The organism is Psychrobacter fozii, assembly GCF_003217155.1.
Taxonomy (GTDB): Bacteria; Pseudomonadota; Gammaproteobacteria; order Pseudomonadales; family Moraxellaceae; genus Psychrobacter; species Psychrobacter fozii.
On sequence record NZ_QJSU01000002.1, the window covers coordinates 412,740 to 437,682 of the forward strand.

The 24,943-nt window shown below is 41.9% G+C and carries 20 protein-coding genes and 1 pseudogene; 6 read left to right on the forward strand and 15 right to left on the reverse strand.

What is annotated here, in order from left to right; translation table 11 throughout:
• Positions 1-118: 118 nt before the first annotated feature.
• The 3 genes from DFP82_RS04470 (at position 119) to DFP82_RS04480 (ending at position 3,676) form a co-directional block, all read left to right on the forward strand.
• Positions 119-877, forward strand: coding sequence for a hypothetical protein (locus DFP82_RS04470; RefSeq protein WP_110922532.1), 759 nt, complete (start codon positions 119-121; stop codon positions 875-877).
• Between the two features lie 162 nt (positions 878-1,039).
• A complete protein-coding gene (gene leuB / locus DFP82_RS04475; protein ID WP_110922533.1) occupies positions 1,040-2,143 on the forward strand; it encodes a 3-isopropylmalate dehydrogenase in 1,104 nt (367 codons plus the stop codon).
• A 411-nt stretch (positions 2,144-2,554) separates the two neighbouring features.
• On the forward strand, positions 2,555-3,676 hold the full coding sequence (locus DFP82_RS04480) for a L,D-transpeptidase family protein (RefSeq protein WP_110922562.1): 1,122 nt from the start codon (positions 2,555-2,557) through the stop codon (positions 3,674-3,676).
• Positions 3,677-3,916: 240 nt separating this feature from the next.
• On the opposite strand, the gene infA is transcribed toward DFP82_RS04480, so the two are convergent.
• The 7 genes from infA to dinB all read right to left on the reverse strand — a co-directional run bounded on the left by infA (position 3,917) and on the right by dinB (position 12,388).
• Positions 3,917-4,138: a translation initiation factor IF-1 gene (gene infA, locus DFP82_RS04485; RefSeq protein ID WP_021814850.1), complete on the reverse strand. Its 222-nt coding sequence runs from the start codon at positions 4,136-4,138 to the stop codon at positions 3,917-3,919.
• A 121-nt stretch (positions 4,139-4,259) separates the two neighbouring features.
• Positions 4,260-5,099 (reverse strand): tRNA pseudouridine(38-40) synthase TruA, encoded by an 840-nt coding sequence (gene truA, locus DFP82_RS04490; RefSeq protein ID WP_110922534.1) that lies wholly within the window; start codon positions 5,097-5,099, stop codon positions 4,260-4,262.
• A 43-nt stretch (positions 5,100-5,142) separates the two neighbouring features.
• On the reverse strand, positions 5,143-6,228 hold the full coding sequence (locus DFP82_RS04495) for an asparaginase (protein WP_110922535.1): 1,086 nt from the start codon (positions 6,226-6,228) through the stop codon (positions 5,143-5,145).
• Positions 6,229-6,399: 171 nt separating this feature from the next.
• The gene (locus tag DFP82_RS04500; RefSeq protein ID WP_110922536.1) at positions 6,400-8,007 is read right to left on the reverse strand and encodes a FimV/HubP family polar landmark protein; all 1,608 of its coding nucleotides are present in this window, start codon (positions 8,005-8,007) and stop codon (positions 6,400-6,402) included.
• Between the two features lie 51 nt (positions 8,008-8,058).
• Positions 8,059-9,792, reverse strand: coding sequence for a type IV pilus assembly protein FimV (locus tag DFP82_RS04505; RefSeq protein WP_110922537.1), 1,734 nt, complete (start codon positions 9,790-9,792; stop codon positions 8,059-8,061).
• Between the two features lie 117 nt (positions 9,793-9,909).
• The gene (gene queA / locus DFP82_RS04510) at positions 9,910-11,103 is read right to left on the reverse strand and encodes a tRNA preQ1(34) S-adenosylmethionine ribosyltransferase-isomerase QueA (protein ID WP_110922538.1); all 1,194 of its coding nucleotides are present in this window, start codon (positions 11,101-11,103) and stop codon (positions 9,910-9,912) included.
• 199 nt (positions 11,104-11,302) lie between these two features.
• Positions 11,303-12,388, reverse strand: a complete 1,086-nt coding sequence (dinB, locus tag DFP82_RS04515; protein WP_110922563.1) for a DNA polymerase IV — start codon at positions 12,386-12,388, stop codon at positions 11,303-11,305.
• 503 nt (positions 12,389-12,891) lie between these two features.
• On the opposite strand from dinB, the gene DFP82_RS04520 reads away from it, so the two are divergent.
• Positions 12,892-13,137 (forward strand): hypothetical protein, encoded by a 246-nt coding sequence (locus tag DFP82_RS04520; protein ID WP_110922539.1) that lies wholly within the window; start codon positions 12,892-12,894, stop codon positions 13,135-13,137.
• 710 nt (positions 13,138-13,847) lie between these two features.
• On the opposite strand, the gene DFP82_RS04525 is transcribed toward DFP82_RS04520, so the two are convergent.
• From DFP82_RS04525 to DFP82_RS04540, 4 genes are read right to left on the reverse strand one after another with little or no spacing between them, the layout of a single operon-like run.
• Positions 13,848-14,852 carry a Csu type fimbrial protein gene (locus DFP82_RS04525; protein ID WP_110922540.1) on the reverse strand — a complete coding sequence of 335 codons (1,005 nt, stop codon included), beginning with the start codon at positions 14,850-14,852 and terminating at the stop codon, positions 13,848-13,850.
• On the reverse strand, positions 14,852-17,311 hold the full coding sequence (locus DFP82_RS04530) for a fimbria/pilus outer membrane usher protein (protein WP_110922541.1): 2,460 nt from the start codon (positions 17,309-17,311) through the stop codon (positions 14,852-14,854). The genes DFP82_RS04525 and DFP82_RS04530 overlap by 1 nt, the downstream gene beginning before the upstream one ends.
• Complete coding sequence (locus DFP82_RS04535) at positions 17,262-18,026, reverse strand: fimbrial biogenesis chaperone (RefSeq protein ID WP_227686629.1); 765 nt, start codon at positions 18,024-18,026, stop codon at positions 17,262-17,264. Before DFP82_RS04535 ends, DFP82_RS04530 begins: the two co-directional genes overlap by 50 nt.
• A 2-nt stretch (positions 18,027-18,028) precedes the next feature.
• Complete coding sequence (locus tag DFP82_RS04540; RefSeq protein WP_110922542.1) at positions 18,029-18,562, reverse strand: spore coat protein U domain-containing protein; 534 nt, start codon at positions 18,560-18,562, stop codon at positions 18,029-18,031.
• Positions 18,563-19,305: 743 nt separating this feature from the next.
• On the opposite strand from DFP82_RS04540, the gene DFP82_RS04545 reads away from it, so the two are divergent.
• Together DFP82_RS04545 and map are read left to right on the forward strand one after the other, a co-directional pair.
• Positions 19,306-19,512: a ParD-like family protein gene (locus tag DFP82_RS04545; protein ID WP_110922543.1), complete on the forward strand. Its 207-nt coding sequence runs from the start codon at positions 19,306-19,308 to the stop codon at positions 19,510-19,512.
• Complete coding sequence (gene map, locus DFP82_RS04550; RefSeq protein WP_110922544.1) at positions 19,505-20,287, forward strand: type I methionyl aminopeptidase; 783 nt, start codon at positions 19,505-19,507, stop codon at positions 20,285-20,287. Before DFP82_RS04545 ends, map begins: the two co-directional genes overlap by 8 nt.
• A gap of 376 nt (positions 20,288-20,663) precedes the next feature.
• Here the strand turns inward: map and eutC are convergent, their stop codons facing one another.
• The 4 genes and pseudogenes from eutC to DFP82_RS14790 all read right to left on the reverse strand — a co-directional run.
• The gene (eutC, locus tag DFP82_RS04555; protein WP_110922545.1) at positions 20,664-21,608 is read right to left on the reverse strand and encodes an ethanolamine ammonia-lyase subunit EutC; all 945 of its coding nucleotides are present in this window, start codon (positions 21,606-21,608) and stop codon (positions 20,664-20,666) included.
• Positions 21,609-21,660: 52 nt separating this feature from the next.
• Complete coding sequence (locus DFP82_RS04560) at positions 21,661-23,046, reverse strand: ethanolamine ammonia-lyase subunit EutB (RefSeq protein WP_110922546.1); 1,386 nt, start codon at positions 23,044-23,046, stop codon at positions 21,661-21,663.
• Between the two features lie 186 nt (positions 23,047-23,232).
• On the reverse strand, positions 23,233-24,651 hold the full coding sequence (gene eat / locus DFP82_RS04565; RefSeq protein ID WP_110922565.1) for an ethanolamine permease: 1,419 nt from the start codon (positions 24,649-24,651) through the stop codon (positions 23,233-23,235).
• Between the two features lie 187 nt (positions 24,652-24,838).
• Positions 24,839-24,943: pseudogene (locus DFP82_RS14790) on the reverse strand (aldehyde dehydrogenase family protein); the annotation flags it as partial.

Below are 24,943 nucleotides of genomic sequence, written 5' to 3' on the forward strand. Positions count from 1 at the left end.
TGCATAAAACTGCTGAACAACCGTAATGCAGCGTTGAGTTATGGCGGCGAACTGGCTAAAATGAAGTATGGTTTTATAAAGTATTTTATTATTTCACTTATGAATAGTAGCCGTCATTATGAATAAAAAACGTTATGTTTTATGGACAAGTACAATTGTTGCTGCCAGCTTGTGGTTGTCAGGCTGTCAGCTCATGAATGGCTACCAGAAAATAGATGAGGCAGAAAGCGCAAAAGCGTGGGCAGGTAAGATTCAACCCATCGCTGGTGAGGTGAATATTGCTTGTATAGGCACTTATCACTGTGAAATTGCGCGAATAGACAAAGTGCCAGTGATAGGGACTGACACCCATGAGCCTATTAATGCTGCGATGGTCGTTGCGATGACAGCCGCGAGTGACAATGGAACAAGTGGTAGTGGGACAAATTACAATAGTAATAAACGTGCGTCAGTCACTATGAAGATGGACATGACACCGATTTCTCATAAAAATGAGATAAAAATTGTACCTTTGTCTGCTTCAGGTATCGTAGGTCTAACCAATTACTATGCACGGGTAAAGCCAGCCAAACGAGAAGTACAAGTGAATTTTTATCCAGAAAATAACTTGGGCTATGTTGAGCGTTTTGCGATGATTCATGATTTTGTCGAGGCAGATACTTATCAGCTTCGAGCTTATCAAAAGAAATCTAGTGATAGCTCAGGCAGTTTGTTAGACACGGCCTCACCAGAGCCTTTGTGTGTCGATCTGTATCAAGGAAATAGTGTACAGCGCCGCTTCTGCAAAGAACTGGGTGCTGAGCATCAAGGCGAGTTTGTAGAAACACGTCTCACCAATACTATGCCTACACCGTCAAAAGCGAAATCAAAAGCTTAATAACCAGTGTGCTAGCCTCAGATTGATACAGAATTTAGTAGTCATTTAAATAAGATAAATCTCGTTTTTTTGTGCAGCTTATTACACGAGTAATTATCTTTTAAAAGTTATCATGTGCTTATAGCAGTATTATAAATAAAACTTACTTACCCAAGGATCAGTATGGCAACGATTTTAACATTAGCAGGCGATGGTATTGGCCCTGAGATCATGACCCAAGCCATTGATGTGCTTAATGCTGTGAACGATAAATTTACATTAGGTTTGACACTTGAGTCTGGATTGATTGGTGGCGTGGCTATTGATGCAACTGGCGAGCCTTTACCTGATGAGACTTTGGCGCGTGCACGTGCTGCAGATGCCGTATTGCTAGGCGCTGTTGGCGGCCCTAAATGGGATGGTATTGAACGTAGTAAGCGTCCTGAACGTGGTCTACTGAAAATCCGTGGTGAGCTTGGTTTGTTCGCTAATCTACGTGTGGCAAAGCTTTATCCGCAGCTTGCTAATGCCTCTAGCATCAAGCCTGAAATCATCTCAGGTTTAGACTTGCTTATCGTTCGTGAGCTGACAGGTGGTATCTATTTTGGTGAGCCGCGTGGTATTCGCACATTAGAGAATGGCGAGCAGCAAGGCTATAACACCATGGTGTATAGTACGAGCGAGATTCAACGTATCGGTAAAGTTGCTTTTGAATTGGCAAAAACACGTGCGCAAGCAGCAGGTACAGCGCCTAAAGTTTGCTCAGTGGACAAAGCAAATGTATTAGAAGTCACAGAGCTGTGGAAGCAGACGATGACCCAGATGCAACAAGCGGACTATAGCGATGTGGCGTTATCGCATATGTACGCTGATAATGCTTGTATGCAGTTGATCAAAGATCCTAAGCAGTTCGATGTGATGGTAACGGGCAATATGTTCGGTGATATCTTATCTGACGAAGCGGCGATGCTAACCGGCTCTATCGGTATGTTGCCATCAGCCAGTCTAGATGTGGCAGGTAAAGGGATGTATGAGCCGTGCCATGGTTCAGCACCTGATATCGCAGGGCAAGATAAAGCCAATCCATTGGCAACCATCTTATCTGTTGCGATGATGCTGCGTTATACCTTTAAGCAAGAAGAGGCCGCTAAAGCCATTGAGCAAGCGGTCAGTGATGTGCTTGATGATGGTTTACGTACGCTTGATATTTTAGACAGCAGTGAAGCTGGACTTAAACAAGTAGGCTGTATAGAAATGGGTCAAGCAGTATTGGCTAAACTGGTTTAATCAGCATATTTTTAGTATAGCTTAAAATTTTCTCCGTCTTATTTGTAGATTGAGTTATTTTAATATTCATAAATTCTTGTAGTTGCAAACCCATAATTTGCTAAGCAGATTGTGGGTTTTTTTGTGCTTGTCTGAAAGTTTTACTAGCCGTAACATACTAATTCACCAAGTCGTAAAAAAGCACTTGTTTTAACACAGCTACTATCGTGTAAGGCGTTCATTAACACAAAGTTGTTATATGACCACAGAGGAATATGGCAATATTGATTAATAACAAATGGATAGGTGTATTCATCATTTTATAAGGAAATTAATAGAAAAAGCGCTATAACCATTAAAGGTTCGAAAGTCTAAAAATAAGAGTTTATGCATAATAAAAACAAAAATTTTATCAAAAATCAGGAGTATCACATGTATCAATTAAAAAAATTAAGCACAGCGATAGCAATGATTGGATTCTCTACAGTCGTCTTTATGGGGCAAAGTATTGCAGCAGAACCAACTAATAGCATGATTGTAGATAATAGCGCTACAGCTCCGACAGAAGTGAGTCCAGTGACGAATGGGATAAGCCAAAAATTAACAGGGGATAGTAAAGCTGCAACATCATTAAATAAGCTATTGCCTACCATAAAATACACAATTGAAAACCTATCAGACACGGCAAAAGAAGTGAACAATATCAATTGGACTACGGATGCTGATATAGATCGTAATATGGGAACGAAACTGCAAGCCTTATTGAACTGGCATCATAATGGGGTAGGGCCTGTTGATGGATATTGGGGGAAAAATACCCGAAAAGCTATGCAAGCATTTCAAAATGCGAATGGCCTGACTGTAACTGACACGTTAAACAATGAAACGTGGCAAGCACTGATTAAAAATGAAAAACTTATGACACAACCTGTATTAGTTAGTTATCAGCTAACTGATGCAGATGTAAACGTCAAGACCACGACTATACCGACAGATTCTGTTGCGAAATCTAAGCTCGAAGGAATGTATTATGAAAGCCTCACTGAGGCGCTCGCAGAAAAATTTCATATTAGTGAGAAATATCTAAAATCTCTTAATCCTAATGCCGGCTTTACTGCTGGTGAAATTATTACGGTATATAACCCTGGCAACCCTAACACCAAGCCTGTCAGCCGAGTAGTCGCTGACAAGGACACTGAGACACTGTATGCTTATGACGAAAACAATAAGTTAGTTGCTAGTTATCCAACGACAGTGGGTAGTACAGCGACACCGTCGCCGACAGGCACGCATACCGTAAAGGTGAAAGTAAATGAGCCTAATTATACCTATACAGGCAGTGACGGTCGTAAGTCTATCATTCCGCCTGGCCCTAACAACCCGGTTGGTTCAGTATGGATTGGACTGAGTAAACCAGCTTATGGGATTCATGGTTCACCAGATCCTGCTCGTATCAGTCGTCAGGCATCAGCTGGTTGTGTGCGTCTGACTAACTGGGATGCACTTAGTCTTTTAGGTGTGATTAAAAACGGCGCAACTGTCGAATTTAGCTAAACATAAATAAGCTAAATCATAAAAAATAGAAAAAAATACCGCTGATATTGAGCGGTATTTTTTATGGTAAAAACGGAATTCAAATAACTAAAATATTGATAGGAAATAATGAGTAGCTTAGCATTTTCATTATTATTATCAGTCAAACCACTCAAACATTTATACCAGTGATAAAAGTGTCATTCGACAACTGGCTGTGTTTATATAAATGCTTTTATAACCATGTTAGTCAATAAAAAATTAGTTCTTACCACGATAAGTAATGCGCCCTTTAGACAGGTCATAAGGCGTCATTTCGACCTTAACTTTATCACCAGTCAAGATACGGATATAATGCTTACGCATTTTACCAGAGATGTGCGCAATGATTTCATGTCCGTTTTCTAAACGAACTTTAAATAAAGTATTAGGAAGGGTATCAATGACTTCGCCTTCAAATTCGATAATATCGTCTTTTGCCATAATTTGTATCAATCAATTAAAAATAAGCCCATATTATACGTAAGTTAGCAGGTTAAAGCAATACAGAACCGGGTTTTTGCTTGACAGTCTGTAAGTGATATGTATGCCAGCCCATATTAATTTAGTCAGGTAGATTTAGCCAAACAGGGGTCAAAGGTGCCTGTGGTAATATCTGCTGAAAACGTTCAGGGTAATAAGCATTAATAAAGTACAAACCATCACCAGAGGCGGTCGGCGGTGCAATCGTACGGTCTTTTTTATGCAAAATATTCAAAAAATCGTCTGGTACTAATGCATGTCTACCAATGGCATATAAAGTACCCATTAAGTTACGAACCATATGATGTAAGAATCCATCTGCTTGAATATCAAACACAATAAACTTACCGTGTTTGAAAAGCCTAGCATGGCTGATGGTACGCACTGGCTGATTGGATTGACAAGCTGCGGCACGGTAGCTACTAAAATCATGAGTGCCAACGATATCAGATGCTGCCAATTGCATTGCTGCTAAGTCGAGCGGTTCGTAGATATGCGTGACTTGACGATTGAGTATCGCAGGGCGCTGTGGTTGGTTCAGAGTAATATACCGATAACGACGGGCAATAGCGCCAAAGCGCGCATGGAAGTCAGCAGGCATCGGTTGAATCCAGCGTAGAGCAATGTCATCAGGTAGCAAGCTGTTTACGCCGCGCAACCAATTATGGGTAGGGCGATAAGCATGAGTCGTAAAATGAGCAATCATATTACTGGCATGCACGCTTGCATCAGTACGCCCAGCTGCGATGACTTCTACGGATTCGTTGGCAACCGTACTAATAGCCGTTTCGAGTGCTTCTTGTACACCCATCACTTCTCGTTGTCGCTGCCAGCCATGATAATGTGTGCCCAAAAATTCAATAGCAATCGCTAAGGTATAAATTGGCGAACGTTCAAACTCGATGATTTCAGTTTCAGACATGGTGATTTTTTAAACTTATAAAGTTAAGGAGATTAATAGTAGTTTATCGTTTTTTTATGCTTGTGCCAGTCTGACTGACATTATTCAACCAACGCTGTTTGCGTCTTGCCGGAGTGTCGTAACGTAATAGCAGCCATAATAATCGTGCATAAATCGCCGGAATCGTTAGACGTCCACCTGCAATGACATGATGGTCATATTGCCAACTACCCGCCGCGTAGCTATCGCTAACACCGCCAAATGGGCACTGACTAGCACATATTACGATGTGCCCTTTTTTATGAATCAGCTCCAATGTTTCGGCCAATGCTGCGGAATAAGGAACATTACCAGCCCCAAATCCCAGTAGAATAATGCCAGAGGGTGGCTGTGATACGAGCGCTTGCAGCTGAGTGTTGATGACGTCGGTATCATTAGGTAAGCAATATAGTGCATGAATACGACTGGATTCAGCACGCGCTTGAATGCTAGCAAGTAGTGATTTCTGGTTATCAAGCCAATGCTGGCGTCGGGTATCTGGTAGGTTTTTAATATAGCTATTTGCTGGATAGGCTGCTCGAGAGTGCCCAGTAAATGCCATCAAATCATGACTATGAATCTTTTGTACCGTTTGAGCTGGCCAAGATTCACCACCAAAACTGATTTTGACACCCGACTCACCTGCCGCTGCCAGTTTTAACGAATGATTGAGGTTGTCCCAAGCATCGCTGTGAGTGTCGATAGTGTAGGACTGTAGTACTTCACTGTCTAACAATGGGCGCATACTGCCAGTGACGATGACACAAATATCGCTACCTGAAAAGGCTTCTGCCAAAAATGCTCCTAAGTAGCTCAAGGTGTCCGTACCAGTAATTAACACAAATCGCCTATCACCTTGAGCATAAGCAGTCAGTAACAGCTGATAAAAATGGACAAAGTCACTTGGAGTGAGTTGGCTACTGTCTTTAATCAATGCATTATCTAACCAAGAGATATTTGGGTGCTTGGTTGCACTATCCTGATTAAGTATCAATGTCTGTAATGTTGGCAAAAACACATCTGCTGCTAAGGGTGCTAATGGTCTTCCGTAGCTCCCAAAAGTACCACCAGCATAAATCAGTTGAATAGTGTTTGATATGGTCGTTGTCATAGCAGAAGATGGCATAGTATTGGTGTAATAATTAAGTATGAAAGAAAAGCACGTCTAGAATGTACTCAATAAGCTCTATTAATAATAGATAGTATAAAGGTTAAATGCAAAAAAAATCAGCAAGTATTCTATGGTAGTAGAATACTTGCTGATGAGAAAACGGGTTGTTTACTAGGCAGTGCGCTCAAGTAGTATTTGCGCTTGGTTTTGCTGTTCACTATCGCCATGGGCAATCACTTCATTGAGTAAGCGTTTGGCGCTGTCGTATTCACCCAGCTGCAGATATTGGCCAGCCAAGTTAAGAGTCACTTGGTTGCTATCTAATGATTTTACAAAGTCAAAATCTGCTGCAAAACGCGATGAGAAATCCTCTGCAGTTTCAGGAGTTTCGTCCACTTCGTCAGTTGCAATATCGGTCTCGATATCGACTGGGCTAGCTGCAGTCAAAGGCTCTACAGCAAACTCATCACTTACTAGGCTGTTGTCATCGAACAGTGGCGTGTCAGTCGGTATAGCAGCAAACCCATTAGCAAGTGTTTCTGGTAAGTTGCTATCGTTGAGCATTGGCTCTTCAACATCAATTTTTTCAAGATCTTCTATTTCAAGATCTTCTATTTCAAGATCTTCTATTTCAAGATCTTCTATTTCAAAATCGCTGTCCTCAAAACTTTGTTCTTCAAAACTACTGTCTTGAAGAACAAAGTTATCACTATTTTCTGCAAAGGTAGTTTCTTCAATTTCTAACGACGTTTCTGTGCTACTTGGCGTATCAATATTGTCTGAAGGTAATACAAAGTCTTCTGCTGCATCACTTTCGAACGCATCAATAACCAATTCTTCAGTAATGTTCTCTTCAGTACTTTGATCAGCATCAGTCGCTAAATCATCAAAATCTAAGACGAAATCTTCACTGTCTAGCGTCATATCTTCGGTAGCATGATCAGATGAAGCTGCGTCTATAGAAGGCTCTGTTGGCGCACTCGTTTTTTCAGGTGAATCAAAGCTAAAGTCGAAATCAATAAGCTCGTCATCTTCGGTAGGAGTATCAACAGTAGATACATTGATACTTTCATCTTCTGTCACATCTAATGCGACAGGCGCTGTATTGGTTGCAGCAGGTTCGTTGAAACCGCTCTCTAGATCGTTCAGTGTAAGATCAAAGCTATCGTTTACTTTGTCATCAGGAGCGGTTGTCTCTGGAGAATCATTTGAAGATGTCGCACTAATGATAGGCTCGTTACTTAGAGTAGCGTTATTGCTATCGACTTGGCTAGTTGGTAAGTCAAAATCTATGCTTTCAAAACCGCTATTATCTTCTACTGGTGCCTCTTTTGCCGCGACTTGATTCTGCTCTTCAGAAAATAAAGCTTTCAACTCGTCGGCTAGAGCGACACTCTTTGGGTCGCTTTGCGTTTTGATGGCATCATAAACTTTATTGAAGTTTTCTGGCTGATTGATGGTCGCATATATGCTAAGCAGCTTGAGCGATAATTCACCATCATTTGGTTGATCTCTTAGGCCACGATTGAGTGTCTCAATCGCTTTGTCATAGCGTTGTTGATCCATAAAACGCTGCGCAATCATGATATGATTGAATTTATCTTCAGCTTTAGTGCTTTGGGTAGGAGAACCATGGTCCGGAGTTGTCGTAGCAGCGTTTTGCTCCGACTTTGCAAATGGTTGTGGTGAGGATTTTTGCGCTTTGTTTTTGCGCAGTACTAAACCAACTACTAGTAGAATAAGTACCAATCCAGCGATGATATATAGCATGTTGTCCATAGTTACTCCCACGCCTATGATCACGGCGTATTGCATTGATTAGTCAGGCAATTATTGATTGCGTAGTTTTTTGAGACGAGCTTGTAGCTCAGCCAGTTTTTGGTTCTGTAGTTGAATTTTTTTAGTATAGCTATCAAGGACACTACTGGTTTTTGACAAGCGCTGAGCTTGTAAGGCCGCTTTTTCTCTTGATGCCTTGAGTGTTGCCAATACGTCTGTACTAAGACCATTACCTGTTGCCGAAGCAGATTTCGCTTGAGTACCATCTGCACTGCCATTGTGACCAGGAGCTAGCACAGAAAACTGTGCTTTTGGTAATGTTTGTGTCTTCGTAATCATTGGTTTTTTACGTTGTTTCGTTGCTTGAGGTTTCTCAGCAATTTTTTTAGCTGGTGTCTTAGCTGTTTTTTTCACCACTGGTGTATTTGCTCTGCGGTTATATCGTCTTTGTGCACTAATAGCTGCTTCTAATTTCTGTTGTGATGGCACGACATCATAGCTAGGTAAGCTAAGCTTGGCATCTGCTTTTAATTGATCGGCATCTTTGTTAATAAAAGCATCAGGGTTTTGTGATTGAATCTGTTTCATCACGGTTTGCACATCGAGATCATTTTCTTGTGCTATCTGCTGAGCAATGACCCATAGGCTATCGTTGCGCTGTACCTGATACTGGGCAGCCGCAGTACTGCTTGCCGTATTGTCAGAGGCACTGTTGGCAACATTGGTGTTAGGCGATGCAGGTGCAGCAATGTTAGCAGGTATATTATTCATCGGAGTAGCGGTAGTGATGCCATTGCTAGTGTCTAGATCGGGCATTGATATGTTTGCTTTCTTATCGTTTGGTGCGGGCATCATAGGCACAGCAGTCATTAAGCCGTTATCTGACTTGCTACTTGGCTGTATTTGGCGGGTGATTTGTATATTTAAAATATCGAATTTTTTGTCAGTGAGCGCTGTAATCGATGTATTTTTATTTTCATTAAGGTCGGTATTATTGGTGCCGATTGTCGTAACATTCTTATCTGCACTCAAACGACCATTGTCTAATCGGCTTGCTGAATTCGGCTTATTGTCGTTAGTATTGGTATTATTTGTCTCAACGCTATTGCTCAGGCGACCGTTATCCAAACGACTCGGTGCATAAGCAAGATTGGTGCTTTGCGCCGCAGTACCCACGGTAGGTAACTGCATGCTCGGCGCTGGCAATTTAGAGGCAACTAACTCGCTCGTTGATACATTAGGCGCTGATATAAACGGTGGTGGCGCACCTTTTCTGACGGTTAATGGCTCGGCAATACTTGCGGATACACTTGGTAAACTTGGTTTTTTTGCGCCAGTAACGGTATTCTTAGTTGCTTCAACAGGCACATTATCATTAAGCGGCATCAACAATGTCTTAGGAATAACATTGTGTTGACCTTTATCATTTAGAGTCAGAACTACATCGGCAAAAGGCTTAGATACTGGCTGCGAAGTCGTTATAAATACTTGACCACTGGTCGCTGAAGTAGGCTGAAAGCGTACACTCATTGAGTCAGTCTGGGTAAGACCCATCTGTTGATAGATAGTAGAGTTTGCCAAGCTTGCTGAAAAGTCAGCTGCTCTAATATCTGAAACAGCAATGCTCGCTACCAGAGGCTCATGCTGAACAGAAGTAACGACAGTCTTTCCTATCGTTGCCGCTTGTGCACTCGACACTAAGGCGGCATAACCTACAGAATAAAGTAGTGCCACCGATACCGCGCGATGTATATTAGTCAAACGATGAGATAAATGACCAGACATGTGCCGCCCTTTAGAATATAAGTTATCTTTGCTGTTATAACAAAATACCGCTTAGTTTACCAGTTTATTTCACAACTGTTGTGAACAATACAAAAAATGTTTAAGTAATGTTTAAGCTTATTTTTTTTCAAGTAGCATTGCATCGCCATAACTAAAGAAGCGATATTGCTCTTTAATAGCATGTTGATAAGCATGCTCTATCATGTCTTTACCCGAAAATGCAGACACTAGCATTAGTAATGTGGATTTGGGTAAATGAAAGTTGGTTAACAGTTTGTCTATCACACCAAACTTAAATCCTGGGTAAATAAATATATCAGTGTCGCCTGACCAACTAGATAGCGCCTGTCCATCATTGGTTGTTTTTTGATAAGCTGTTTCGAGCACGCGGGTAACCGTCGTACCAATAGCGATAACTTGCTTACCATTAGCATGCGTTTGATTGATTAGGTCGGCAGTGGCTTGTGGTAGATGCGCATATTCACTATGCATGGTGTGATTGAGTAAGTTGTCAGTTTTTACAGGCGCAAATGTACCAGCGCCGACATGCAAAGTGACAAAGGCAGTATGGATGCCTTTTTCAGTCAGTTTACTGAGTACTAAGTCATCAAAATGTAAGCTTGCAGTAGGCGCTGCTACGCTTGCAAGCTTGGTTGGGTCATGAAAGACCGTTTGATAGCGAGCATTATCTGTATCGTCAGCATGGCGTTCAAAGTAGGGCGGGATAGGCAACTCACCATAAAGCTCTAAGTGCGGCAAGATAGGCGCATCAAAAGCTAAGATAAATAAATTGTCTTGACGACCAATCATAGTCGCACTCATATGACCATCGGCGAGTTGCAAGCGTTGTCCAAGTTTAAGTGCTTTACTGGCTTTTACATGGCAAAGCGCAATATGCTCTTGATTGATTGGCTTATCAGTCATGTCCTCTAAATGCAACGTTGCTGTATCCAAGTCCGAAATACCGACCAACCGCTCAATGAGCACTTCAAGTTTACCACCAGTGTCTTTTTGACCGAATAATCGTGCTTTCATCACTTTAGTGTCATTGAACACGATGAGGTCTCCAGCACTTAACAAGTCAGGCAGCTCAGCAAATAAACGATCCTCTACAGTAATAGTTTTCTGTTGGTCAGCAGGCAAGTATAGTAGTTTGGAGGCAGAACGTTGCGACAACGGATAGCGTGCAATCAGGCTATCCGGCAACTCATAATCGTAATCATCAACGCTTAAGTAATCTAAGGTATCGTTATCTTTATTAGTATCAATTAAGGCGTTGGTTTCAGAGTCTACAGCATGTATGTCGGTCATAATGAGTCTTTAAATGAATATAAATTTTGATGTAATTGTAGCAGAAATGAGATTGTGAAAGGACAGTTTAATAACGACTCGTGCGCATATAAGTAAGGCAGCTACTTCGAACAATAGCCTAAGAAATAATATAAATAGTTGCTATCAGTTACTATTAATAATCATCGAAAGAACTGTTTAATACCAGTCGCCTATGAAGTTATTCAAACAAATTTAACTGAGGCAGTAATTGTGCAGCGGGTGCAAGGGAGGAGAAGGTGACACCCACTAAACGAATGGGCAACTCACGAGGAATATCTAAAAACAGCTTGTCTAACCAATAGTGCGCAGATTTGGCACTATCAAAAGCAGTTGATAAGGTGTGAGAGCGTGTTATTTGAGTAAAGTCTGCATATTTAACTTTGAGCGTAATGGTGTAGGCGATTAGCTGTTTTTTCTGTACTTGATTAAAAGCATCTTCATTCTGCTCATAAATCTGTACTCGTAACGCATTATCATCCGTTAGATTGTCTTTAAAGGTAGTCTCTGAGCCAATGGATTTATGCATGCGCTCAGACTTGACAGCGCGCTCATCACGTCCATGTGCGATGTCATGATAAAACTGACCGCGTTTGCCAAATTCCTGTACCAATACTGCTGCTGGCGTCTGCCGTAGATCGGCACCAACGTTCACGCCCATCGCATGTAGGCGCTTAGCAGTTGCTTTACCGATACCGTGAAAGCGCTCAATAGGTAAGGTGCTAATAAAGGCATTGGCATCTGCTGGCGTGATAATCGCAATGCCATTGGGTTTATTGATATCTGAAGCAATTTTGGCCAGCATTTTGTTAAATGAGACGCCGGCAGACGCTTTCAGTCCTGTGTGCTCTAGTATTTGAGCTCTCAGCCAATTGGCCATCAACGTCGCTGAGCCCTTATGGACTTCCAGTCCTGTGACATCTAGATAGGCTTCATCTAGCGATAATGGCTCAACGTTTGGGGTTAAGAGGTACATAATACGGCGAATCTCATCGCTAACTGCTCGATAAACTTCGAAACGTGGTCTCACAAAAATTACTTCTGGACAGCGTTTTCGTGCTTCATAGCAAGACATGGCAGAACGTACACCAAATTTACGTACTTCATAACTGGCTGCTGCGACGACACCGCGACCATTCGGATCGCCACCAACGACCAATGGCTTGTCTCGTAATTCAGGAAAATCACGCTGCTCCACGCTGGCATAAAAAGCATCCATATCTATATGAATAATTTTCCGAGAATTAGGCGTTATAGAGGTTGTCATAATCATTATTGTACCTGATTTGACTGCTTCGATTTATGATGAAAAGCTAGGTTTTAAGATAAGACTTTACAATAAATTGTTGGGCAATGTGGTGGAGCCATATAGATAATATAATCTACTACAAATCTTATATATCATAGGGTTGGAGAATAATAATAATTTTATCTAGCGTTGTTTAGTGAACATGTGTTTTCTATTACTCAGTCTAAATATAGTTTATCTAAAAATTATTTGTTTAGTTGCACCATTTGTCGTAACAACTTCACCGTTTGTCATGAATTTTACGTTTATATGTTACAGTTTTGCTTCCGGTGTTTTACAATATATTATCCGCGCTAATATACGACTATTAAACAATAAGCAATGCTTTGCGCATCTTAATTCTCACTCAAAAAAAGACGTTGCTTATCGCTCATATCAAAATAGAAGATTCGGTAATATTGGAATCAATGCTTTAAGAACACTTTGTTTTTAGAGGGTTTAGAATGACTAAGGAGCTGATGATGTACAACGAATTAAAAGGGAGTGATTTAACACGGGCAATGCTAGCACGAGGTGATCAGGATATATGGTGTGCAGTTTGTGATGAAAATGATGAACGCGCCATGATGGATCATTGTGGTAATGATTTTACGGCGTATATTGTGTCATATAGTGACGGGTATTTTTATTGCAGCGCTGGCATGCCATGGAGGTTTGCCGTACCGATTAAGATATGTGCTGTCATGCAATATGAAACAGCGATGTAAGTATCGCAGTAAATATTATCGGCATAAAAAACTTCCATATAAGGAGGTTTTTTTGTTTTAATATTGGTATCAGTAATGGGGTGCTGTTTTATATACTCAAGTAATTGATTTTTCTGATTTTCATGTAATATATTATTTTTATACTAACTTCGTAACTAATATATATTTATTTGCAAGATGCAGTACCGAATCTAACACATTAGCCTCAAAAAATACGTCGACACCATTACTGCCATTTTTATCTGCTGAGCTAGGCTAGCATTCAAAGAAGCATATCAAGGTGATACAGGTTTAGCTACTTTGCGGCGGTGTCAGACAATAAGCTGTCATGCTTGCTATTGCGACTAACACTCAGAGGTAAAAGCACCATGTAAAGCTATCGCACACCGAGTTACTTTGTAGGTTTAAAATTGCATGGTGACGTGAACTCAAAGCAGGCAGTACAAGATGCTGGAACTATTGATACATGATTTAGCGAACATGGCTTTGATCAAGTTGCACTAGAGGAAATGGCTAAGCTTGGCTATGTGAACTCATGTTTTGGCATCGATAGCGAAGATATAGTGAATGAGTTGTATCCTGTGAAAAGTGATGCCAGCCGTGGTTAGTCGCAACAGATTCATGCTGCCACTAGTTACTGGTTTTGTGATATCTGTATTATGCAAGTTACCTTCTAAACGATAATATAAATAGATAAACAAAGTAAGGCACTAATAGTTTACATGAACCGTTACCGTATCAGAATAGCTAGCAGGTTTAACATCAGAGTTCGGCACTGTAACATATACCGTATGTAATTGAGCCGTGCCATTGCCCTCGCCAGTGACACCATTGGTTAAAGTGGCATAAGTGCTACCGTTGTTGCCCCATACTCTTCCTGACGAGTTTGAGAGTAGCTGATAAGGGAGTAGATAGTTGTTGCTACCCGTGTCGATCATAACGCCTCGACCAGTAACATCACCATTCGATGGTGCTAAACCGATGTTATAAAGAGCGCCACTGGTACAAGTCATGTCAATAGCCCTGTTGTTACTTCCAATAAAACTGGTAGCGCTTGCTGGTCGACTACCTAGGATGATGTCAGATGTAGTGTTTATTTTACACTCGTTAATCACGGTAGCTTGGACTTTAAACGGAAAATCACGTTGTTCATAGGGACTTTTTTCGCAATCAGATGTAGTCTGGTCGATGTGAGATTGGTACGTTAATGTAGTGTGGTTACCACTAAAGTCACTACTGTGAACCCCTTGGGAAGCAACAGTATTTCCAAAATTTGGTAGTAATGATACGTTTATAACTACGTGGCCAGTAACCGTTGTATTTGGTGGGATGAGAAAGGAGTTAGGTTTGTATACAGAGTCATTATCATTTCCCCAAAGAGCACCGTTCGGCAATGTCATAGTGAATGCTAGTTTGGAACCGTTAGGCCCAGTCATATAACGTGGGTGAAGAATGGCACTGTTGTAGTCGCCACCATCAACACCAAGGCAGACCGAAGCATACCTTTCCGATAAGGCATTGTTGGTACAGCTATAAGTTAAGGTGCCAGTAATTTGTGCATTGTTAGCGTTAGAAGGAGTAATAGTGTTACTGATATTAACAGTACCGGTATTCATGCTTGCTGTGCAAGTGATATCAGCATGCGCACTATTTATCGATAACCACAACACGATTGGCAGCAACAATAATCCGTAATGCCATTGACGTAATTTCATTATGATTGTACCTTTTGGCAGATAAAGGGCCCGATGAGAGGAATCTCATCACCTTGCTTGGAATAATCGAAACTAACAGTGCAGATATCATTAGAAGGGGTAGTTATCTCTAGTACATTATGTTTATCAAGTGTGTCGAGATACACCTCTCCGTCAAAACCAACAACCGTCGTTGGTACATCTTTATTGCTAAGCTGGCGCACTTGACTGCCAAGCGGTAGTGGTTGGTCATTGTTATCTACTAATACGACAGATGCTGAGCGTACCGGCGTGATATCAAAATCGACAAGAATGCCGGCAAGCTCGGTCGGCGTGGCATTTATGTTTACTTTGTCAATACGTAGATCTGCGGACAGTTGCATAGGGTCAATGCCAATCTTATTTTCTTGATAGGCATTCAGTGGTGTTACCAATAATAGACCTTGACTATTGGTCGTGCCGATGGGACTGTTTTGTAAAGAGACAGGTATATCGGCGATACCATTTGTAGAAACTACGGCAAAGCCACTATTTATCTGTCGAGCAGCAAACAAGCCACCACCCATCGTAACTACGGCACCTGTAGCATTTGCATAGCTTGCGTAGTCACCATTGTTGTTACTGATGCCCGCTCGTACTTGACCGTAGCGCCCAAGGTAATTCAGCTCGGCAAGGCCATCAGTGTTGTTCTTTCTCTCTGTACTACCTTCTAGACTGTGACGCGCTTGTGCCCGCCATCCGATACCACCTGCATTCGGGGCGGGCCGTGACACATCAGATGAAAAAACGGTGCTATTATCGGTGTGCTGTACACTGTTACTCAATGAAATATTGCGCTCCAGTGATAAGGATGCGCTAAGAGAGGCGCTGTTATTAGCAGAATCATTGATATCGTGATTGTAGTTGGCGCTTAAGCTTAATCTGCGACCAAAGGATTTAGACCAGTAGGTGCTAGCAAATTGTGTGGTCTCATGCTCGGCCTGCGCTACCTGATTATAACTCACACCAAAACGGCCCAAAGACTGCGTGCTATAACCGGTTGAGATTTGCTCACTTCGACGAGCAGGGGCAGAGCCGTATTGCGTGCCCACATCGCGGTAATCGTCAATAGTACCCATGGCATTTATACCAATATTGAAGCGACTGTTATTCCATGAGTAGTTTGTACTGTATTGTATGCCATCTTGACCTTGGCTCTCGCTGCCCGCTAGTGAGGCGAATAGTATACCGCCTGATCTACCAAGCAGCCACGTGCCACCAACACCCGCATTACTGAGCCCATTAGTGACTTCAGCATGAGTTTCTGCGGTAAAGCGGTCATTCACGCCATAACGCCACGTACCACTAGCGGCAACAGCGCTACCATAATCAAAAGAATGAATGCCATAATTTTCACGCACTGCGCCAAGCTCTATGGACCAGTCAGACAGACCGGGCTGTAGTAAGCGATGCGCATCATATAAAGAGAAATTCAGTGTCGTACTTTGCCCTAATACATCGGTTACGACCAGCTGGGCAGTGCCTGCACCACTGAAGCTCGGCGCTGTATTGAGCTCGAATGGTCCGGCAGGTACATCACCACTGTATTGTTTGAGACCATTGACATAAAGCTCTACCGCTGATGGCAGGGTGGCTGTGCCAAAAAAAGAAGGCAAAGGCGTGGTTGACCTATAGGGTTGGAGGGCAAAATTGGTGCCAATCTGTAGACCACCTAGACGCGTGGGTCGTGTCCATGACAGTGCACCTGTAATGATATCGCCTGCACGAACCGTAATTAGCTTATCTGGAAATGACTGACTCCAGCTAGTATCTAGACGCATGTTACGACTATCCCAGTTACTATTATCATGAGTACTATTATCGGCAGGACGGTTGGCAGTGGTTAAGGCCGTAGAGCTCAGTACACCAAGCGTATTAAACGCACGTACCTCGGTATAAGCGCTTAGGTTTTTAGCACTGTTTTGAGTTTGGGTGCCATAAATATTATAGTTTAGTAACATGCCAGAAGATGATATAGGCTGCGGGCGCTTATTGGTACGCGTGCTACGGACGGTGGTGTCTAGGTTGAGCATACTTAAAGGCGCGATAAGGCTCACGGTTTGCTGCCGAGCGTCATAATCAATATTGAGATCAGGTAAGCTATTTAGCAGTATAGCTTCGGTCGTATCGGAAGGTAATATAAAGCCAAGCTGTTGTAGGATGGCAGTACTGGCCCAGAGTTGATCGTCACGGTAGTAGAAATGCGTCAAGCCTGCACTAGCACCATTTAGAGTGACGTCCAGATACAGATCTAATCCATCTTTATCGTCAGAGGTGTAGCTGTCTAGGTTGAGCTTGGTAAGTTCGCTGTCGTCAATGTCTGTAGGAGTGATATCATTGAGTTCTACGGCGTGGCTGGCTGATACTGCCACGCACTGTAGAAAAATTGCGTTAACGAATGGACGTGCCCATCGTGACGTCTGGTGTCGTTTGAATGCCATTCATCATAACCTTGAATTTACCACCTGTGGTCAGTACAGAGGGCGGTATTTTCAGCGTCCAGTTCATAGTAGCGCTAGGTAAAACATAACCTAGCAGCCCCGGATTAATCACCGTACTATTACCCGCCGTATCCACAAAACTGAGTGCAGACAATTGGGCACGGCCATTTCCACTATTGCTGACACGAAGTTTTATCGCTTTGCCATCCGATTGCAGATGCGTACTCCACTGCAACTTCGGACTGGTCTTAGTCACCCCAGCTGGCTGGACAAAGACGGGTAGGGAGTAGCTGAGCGCAAACTGTAAGCCTGTCGTTTGGTTGACAGACTTAACAGGTATTTCATCAACTGCAATACGATAAGCATCCTCTACCGCGCCAGTACCCTGTGGTGGTGCCTTTGCACGGATGATGCGGATTAGTTGTCTCTCACCCGGTTTTACCTCAATCATGGGTGGACTGGCCAATAGTCCTCGCGACGGCGTGAGCTGATCACCCTTTTCATCCTGTAGCCATCGATACACACGCACTTGCGCATGTAGCACATCGTTACCAGAATTGCTAAGGGTCAGACCACTGGCTTTCTCCCGAGCTTGTAAGCTTAAGGAGATGGGGGAGACCTGCAAGCCGCTCGCTACTGCCAAACCAGACGACAGGAGCAAGGTGGAGACAATCACAGGTCTAGCGATACGGCGTAACCAAAGACTTAGCATCATTATTAGTAAGTGATAGAAGCAGTAATGGTATCGGTATATGTATCTTCTTTAACGTCAGTGCTGCCCGTTATTGAGGCGTATACAAGGTGTGAAATAGGCGTAGATAAACCAGTTCCTGTACCAGTCACATCGTTAGTTTCAAGACTACCCCAAGCTGTACCCGTACTAGTGGATCCTAACTTATAAGCGATAGTCTGAGCGTTAGTGTTAGTTCCCTTCAGAACACCTTCACCGATAGTGCTATCTGGATTGCTAAGCGTTGCTAGCTTAATAGCATAAGGCGAACCACTAGAACACGTTACTGCGATACCAGTGCCAGAAGTTACTTTATTCGTAATCGTTCCATCTGCAGCAGCAGTATTGGCTGTAATGGTCCCAAAATCAATATTGGCAGCATCAGTTACTACTGAACAACTAGCGTCAATTGTTGTCGTAACGGTAAAAGTGTCAGAATCAGCAGCATTCGCGCTAGACATAGCCGTTAATCCACCAACAGTGAGAAATGCAGCGGTAAGTAGTTGTTTGTTAAATGTCATGGTAGTTCTCCAGAGAGTATAAATATTTTGAATATTTCAGTGAGGTATAGAAAATATTAAATTGATGATTGACCTAGATCTCGACAAATAGTGTAAATCGCAGGTTCAAGTAATACAAAATGCTTACCTCAGTACAGATATTACAAAATATATACCGATTATCATCTAATTTATACCGTTTGTCGTTTTTGTCACTGCATTGTAATGTAGTTGTTACGATATTGCACGATAAAGGTTTGATTAGTATCCTATGTTTATAGCTAATAACTCTATATATTAATATTTAAGAAAATGATAATTAAATTTATCTAAACTATTCGCCTAGAATTGTTTGTATTTTAGAACTTTGGCGTCTCTTTTATTTCTTTTACAAATACTTAGATTAACGTTGATATGGCTAGAGAGCTTTATCTGTTAATGACAAGCGATGCAAGTCATAACCAGCAAGGTTATATAAGAAATGGCTCAACGACTCGTGACGTGACCAGTGCTGATTAAGGGCTACGATAAGGCGTGATGGCTGTAAGTTAGCGCAGTTAAAGGAAAGTGTCGAAAAGGAGCTGATTATTCAGCTTTTTTTTATGGCTTCAACTAATTGATTAGAAGCTGTATATGACCAGCTCATGTAGGACATAGCCTAATAGGCAATAAAAAACTATTCCATTGCATTAACTTACTACTTCTTGCAACTAAATAAAAATAGGTATACGATTCATATACGTTTCGTATATTAAGAGCTTTATATGGGTATTGTTAAAATTGGTGATGAGCTGCACGAAGAAATTCGCAAAGCAAGCTCAGTCATGGTGCGCTCTATCAACGCACAAGCTGAATATTGGATCAAGATAGGAATGCTTGCTGAATCTAATCCCAATATGTCTTATAACCAAATTATCAATGAGCAAATGAGACAAGCTGATATTAATATAAGGAACCTTATAGATGGATAAGGTGATACTTAAAAATGCAGCGGAATTGGAAATCATGCGCGAGTCAGGAAGGCTTCTAGCTTCTGTCTTTGATTATCTCGACGAAAAAATCACAGTCGGTATCTCTACGATGGATATTAATGATCTTGCCGAACGCTATATTGTCGATCAGTTAGGTGCACGCCCAGCCAGTAAAGGTCAGTATGGCTATCGGTATGCATTAAATACCTCAGTGAATAACGTGGTCTGTCATGGTATTCCTTCAGACCAGCAAATACTTAAATCAGGTGATATTGTGAATGTGGATATTACCCTAGAACAAGGTGGTTTTATTGCCGATTCTAGCAAAATGTATTTGATAGGTGAGGTGTTGCCCCTTGCAAAACGTTTGGTTGATAAGACCTATGAAGCTATGTGCGAAGGAATAAGAGCAGTGAAACCTGGAGCGACGCTAGGTGATGTTGGTCATGCTCTTCAAAGTTATGCTGAGAAACAGGGATACTCTGTAGTGCGGGAGCATTGTGGTCATGGTATTGGACGTGAAATGCATGAAGAACCGCAAGTACTTCATTACGGACATTTGGGAAAAGGTCTAGTCCTAGAAGAAGGTATGACATTCACCATTGAGCCTATGATCAATCAAGGTAAGGCTAAAGTTAAAGTCAAAAAAGATGGCTGGACAGTAATTACCAACGATAAAAAGTTATCTGCGCAGTGGGAACATACAATTGCTGTCACATCTGATGGCTATGAGGTTCTTACTCTGCGAAAAGATGAAGTTACTTCAGCCGTTTAATATTTGTAAGAGCATTTGGTAAGGCGCTTCCTTAAATGAGTAGCGCCTTTTTTAATATCTTATACGGTTATTGTCCAAAGTTGAGCATACCTCTGTAATTATCTTAAAAATACTAACCTGTGTACACTGCCACCATTTTAATCGCTTTATCTACTAGTGTGTATAACTCACACCTAAATATCTTTCAGCGTATTATGATCGCTCTTGAAACGATATGTACAACCTTTGAAGTCTATGCGATCAAGCAGGCATTTCTATACCTAGCGAACTATTCTATTGACATGAAATATCTCAATGCTTACGACAGCCGAGCCATTGTAACATCAGCCTGTGTTATTCGAATTTTCGGTTAAATTGTATGATATCTTTTTCGTCATCATAGTAGCTTGATCGTTGTTTGACCTTGATCTAATACCGGTAGTTCCTGCTCATCTTTTAGCTCAACACCAGATAGCTTAAGCTCATAAGATTTTTCCATTAATGCTAAGAGACGGCTTGCTGCCACTCTGGTTGGCAGGCCAGCACTGCGCACATTAGAGATGCAGTTCCTCATAGCATCATGACTCGAAGATTGAGCATCCCAAGTATAGTAAATACCTAAGCTATCAGGAGAGCTCAAACCTGGTCGCTCTCCAATCAGCATGACCAGCATTTTGGCATGAAGACGCTCTGCGACCTCATCCCCTAAGGCGACACGGCTACCTGTCGCAATGACTAAGGGTGCGATAGTCCAACCTTTATCATTAAAAAGGGAGATTAGTTCTGCAACAAGTTTGGGAGCATTCTCAGATATCGCTCTCGCTGATAAGCCATCTCCCATAACAATAGCAACATCGTAGGACTTGTCCTTACCGAATATTTCCAATTGCTTAGCGGATTCCATACTAAGCAGTCTGCCCCAATCTGGCCGTTTAAGATATTCAGATTTATCTTGCGCTTGGCTGGTGACTCTCAATATTTCTAAGCTATCATTCATCTGATCATCTTGACGGTTTGTCTGATCTGAACTCTCTGCAAACAGTTCTAAATCTAGCTCGACTATAGATGAACGGCAGTGCTCAGAAAGCTTCACGACTAAAGAGTCAACATTTAAGTCCTGCAATACAGCATCCTTAGCCTCAGCATGATCAAGCTGAAACTTGAGCAAGGGCTTAGTGGGGACACTACAGCCAACGCGTCCCAAAGCAATTCTAGAGTCTGTATATTGTTTTAATTTTTCCCAAGGATCTAAATGCACTAAATCACTAGCACTGTTTGTATTCGATTTGACATGCTCTTTGACAGTCAGTGATGTCTTATTTGGTGAGTAATCAATGGACATAGCATTTCTCTTTATAGTGTATCGACGTTTTCTATACTCTCGCTTAAGTAAGCTAATTGCCCATTATCCCTGACAGTAAGGCTGACGGTTTGTCTGACCAATTGATACTATTGCCAGATTGGGTATAGATGTCATTATTACTCAGCCAAAGCGCAAATTCAGGGGCAGGGGAAAGACCAAGAAGTTGTCTAATGTATAGAGCATCATGAAATGAAGTCGTCTGATAATTCAGCATGACATCGTCTGAGCCGGGAATACCCATGATGAAGTTAATGCCAGCATTGGCAAGCAACGTCAGTAACGTATCCATATCGTCCTGATCTGCATCAGCGTGATTGGTATAACAAATATCACAGCCCATGGGTACGCCAAGCAGCTTGCCACAAAAATGATCTTCTAATCCTGCTCGAATGATCTGTTTGCCATCGAAGAGATACTCAGGCCCGATGAAACCAACCACGGTATTAACCAATAAGGGTTTAAACTCTCTAGCCACAGCATAAGCTCTGGCCTCAAGCGTCTGCTGATCAGCACCAAAGTTAGCATTACTGGATAATGCACTACCTTGACCTGTTTCGAAATACATGACATTTTGACCTACCGTGCCACGATTGAGACTCGTGGCAGCGTCATACCCTTCTCTTAACATCGCTAAGTTTATGCCATAGCTGGTATTCGCTTTTTCACTACCTGTGATGGACTGGAAAACCAAATCGACTGGTACGTTTTTATTGATTAACTGTATAGCGGACGTGATATGGGTTAAAACGCAAGATTGAGTAGGGATTTGATATTCGGAGATTACATGGTCTAGTAGTTTCAATAGTTCAGACAGGTTCTGAATATTATCGGTAGCAGGGTTAATCCCAATGACCGCATCACCATTGCCATACATCAATCCATCAATGATGCTTGCAGAAATACCCAATAGATCGTCGGTTGGATGATTGGGCTGTAAGCGTGTGGATAACGAACCTTCTAGACCGATAGTATTACGAAATTTAGTGACGACGCGACATTTTTTTGCTACCAAGATAAGATCTTGTACACGCATTATCTTACTGACGGCTGCTACCATCTCAGGTGTAAAGGCATATTTTAATTCGGATATGGTTTCTGTGGTTGCTGACTCTCCCAACAGCCAGTCTCTTAAGTCTCCAACAGTAAAGCTGGATATTTTAGAGAACGCTTGAGGGTCGTGCTGTGCCATGATGAGGCGAGTGACTTCATCTGTCTCATAGGGTAATAAAAAGTCCTCTAAAAAGTCAGTTAATAAACAGTCTGCTAACGCCATTTGCGCTGCTACGCGCTCAGTTGCATCGCTGGCTGCTACTCCAGCTAGTTCATCACCTGAACGCCTTGGCGATGCTTTTGCTAGCAAGGTTTTTAAGTCTTTAAATTGGTAGCTTCGCTGTCCTACGGTATGTTTATATGCCATGTTAACCACCTTGATTTCATCATCATATTAATTAGTTCTAATATGTGAGTTGCTAACGAAACTATTTATTATGTATTTCAAATTATCATGACCTTAAGTTTCAATTTAGCTCAAACTTAAAGTCATGTGAGAAGTATTTAATTAACTTATACAACATCATAATCAGTGACTTTATAATTAGTGCTTTTAACTCAATTCATCTGCTGCAGCTTCTATTTGCGCGAACTCCTCTTCAGGTGTACCACTGACTAAATGATGCCGACTAAATATAACGAAATAAAGAATAAATACGACATAAATACCAGCGGCCATAAACCAGACTTTAGGATCTACCATCAATCCGGCTATTACAGCAAGTAATGCTAAACCTAAAGCGATGCCTGAAGTGAAAATGCCACCGGGTGTTTTATAAGGACGAGCAAGATCAGGCCGAGATAAACGTAATTTAATATGAGATGCCATCATTAGGACATACGAAACGGTCGCACCAAACACAGCCATCAGGATAAGCAAGTCACCTTCACCGGTAAGTGATAACAGGAAGCCTATGACCCCAGGAACGATAAGCGCTAAATAGGGGGCTTTATTATTGTTCGTTAATGATAGTTTTTTAGGTAGGTATCCTGCACGAGACAAGGCGAAGATCTGTCTAGAGTAGGCATAAATAATCGAGAAGAAACTCGCAATTAAACCAGCCAAACCAACAAAATTTACAAAACTTGCTAACCAAGAATTGCTTCCATATACAGACGCTAAAGCATCTACTAAGGGTGCGCCTGAGTCTTTTAACGCATCAGCACCAGCTGCTCCTGGTCCCAAAAATAGGATAAGAATGGCAAATGTTGCGAGTATCAGCATCGAGCCAATCAATCCACGTGGTAAAGATTTAGCTGGGTCTTTGGCCTCTTCAGCGGCTAAGGGCACACCTTCAACCGCTAAAAAGAACCAAATAGCGTATGGCACAGCGGCCCAAATCCCGATATAGCCGTATGGTAAGAATGAGCTTGCGCCTGCTTGATTGCCAACTGCAATGTCAAAAAGGTTTTTACTGTCGAAATGAGGAATCATTGCTACTATAAATACACCCAGTGCGATACAAGCAATAGCGGTGATACCAAACATGATTTTTAAAGCTTCACCAGCACCTTTCAAATGAATGGCTATGAAGACAATATAGCAAGCTAGATATACCATCCACCCACCAATGCCAAATAAAGACTCACAGTAGGCACCGATGAATACGGCAATAGCAGCTGGTGCAATAGCGTATTCGATTAAAATTGCTGTACCCGTTAAATAACCGCCCAAAGGACCAAAGGCAGTTCGGGCAAAGCTATAACCACCACCTGCGGTAGGCAACATTGTCGCCATTTCTGACATAGATAAGCACATACAAAGATACATTATAGCGACCACAATGGTGGCAACAAACATCCCACCCCAACCACCTTGAGCAAGCCCAAAGTTCCAACCTGCAAAATCCCCAGAAATGACATAGGCAACACCAAGGCCTATTAATAGTACCCAGCCGACTGCACCTTGTTTGAGTTGTCTTTTAGCAAAATAGTCTTTTTCAGCCTGAGTGCTTCCTGCTGCGCCATTCATCTGGCCATTAGCATTTTTAGGCATGGTATTCTCCAAAGCTCAGCCAATGAATAATGAACTGGCAAGCTCTCATCAAAGTAACCTTAAGATTGATAAAACATCAATGCGTCAAGCCTGCTCTTAGATTTACAGACCTGACTCACTAATATATTAATCACCACCCTTTAAAAACTTTACTTCAATGAGTTTAAAAGAATCCCATTTTTTTAGGATCGTAAGACACCAGCATGTTCTTGGTTTGTTGATAATGATCCAGCATCATCAAATGGTTCTCACGGCCGATACCAGACTG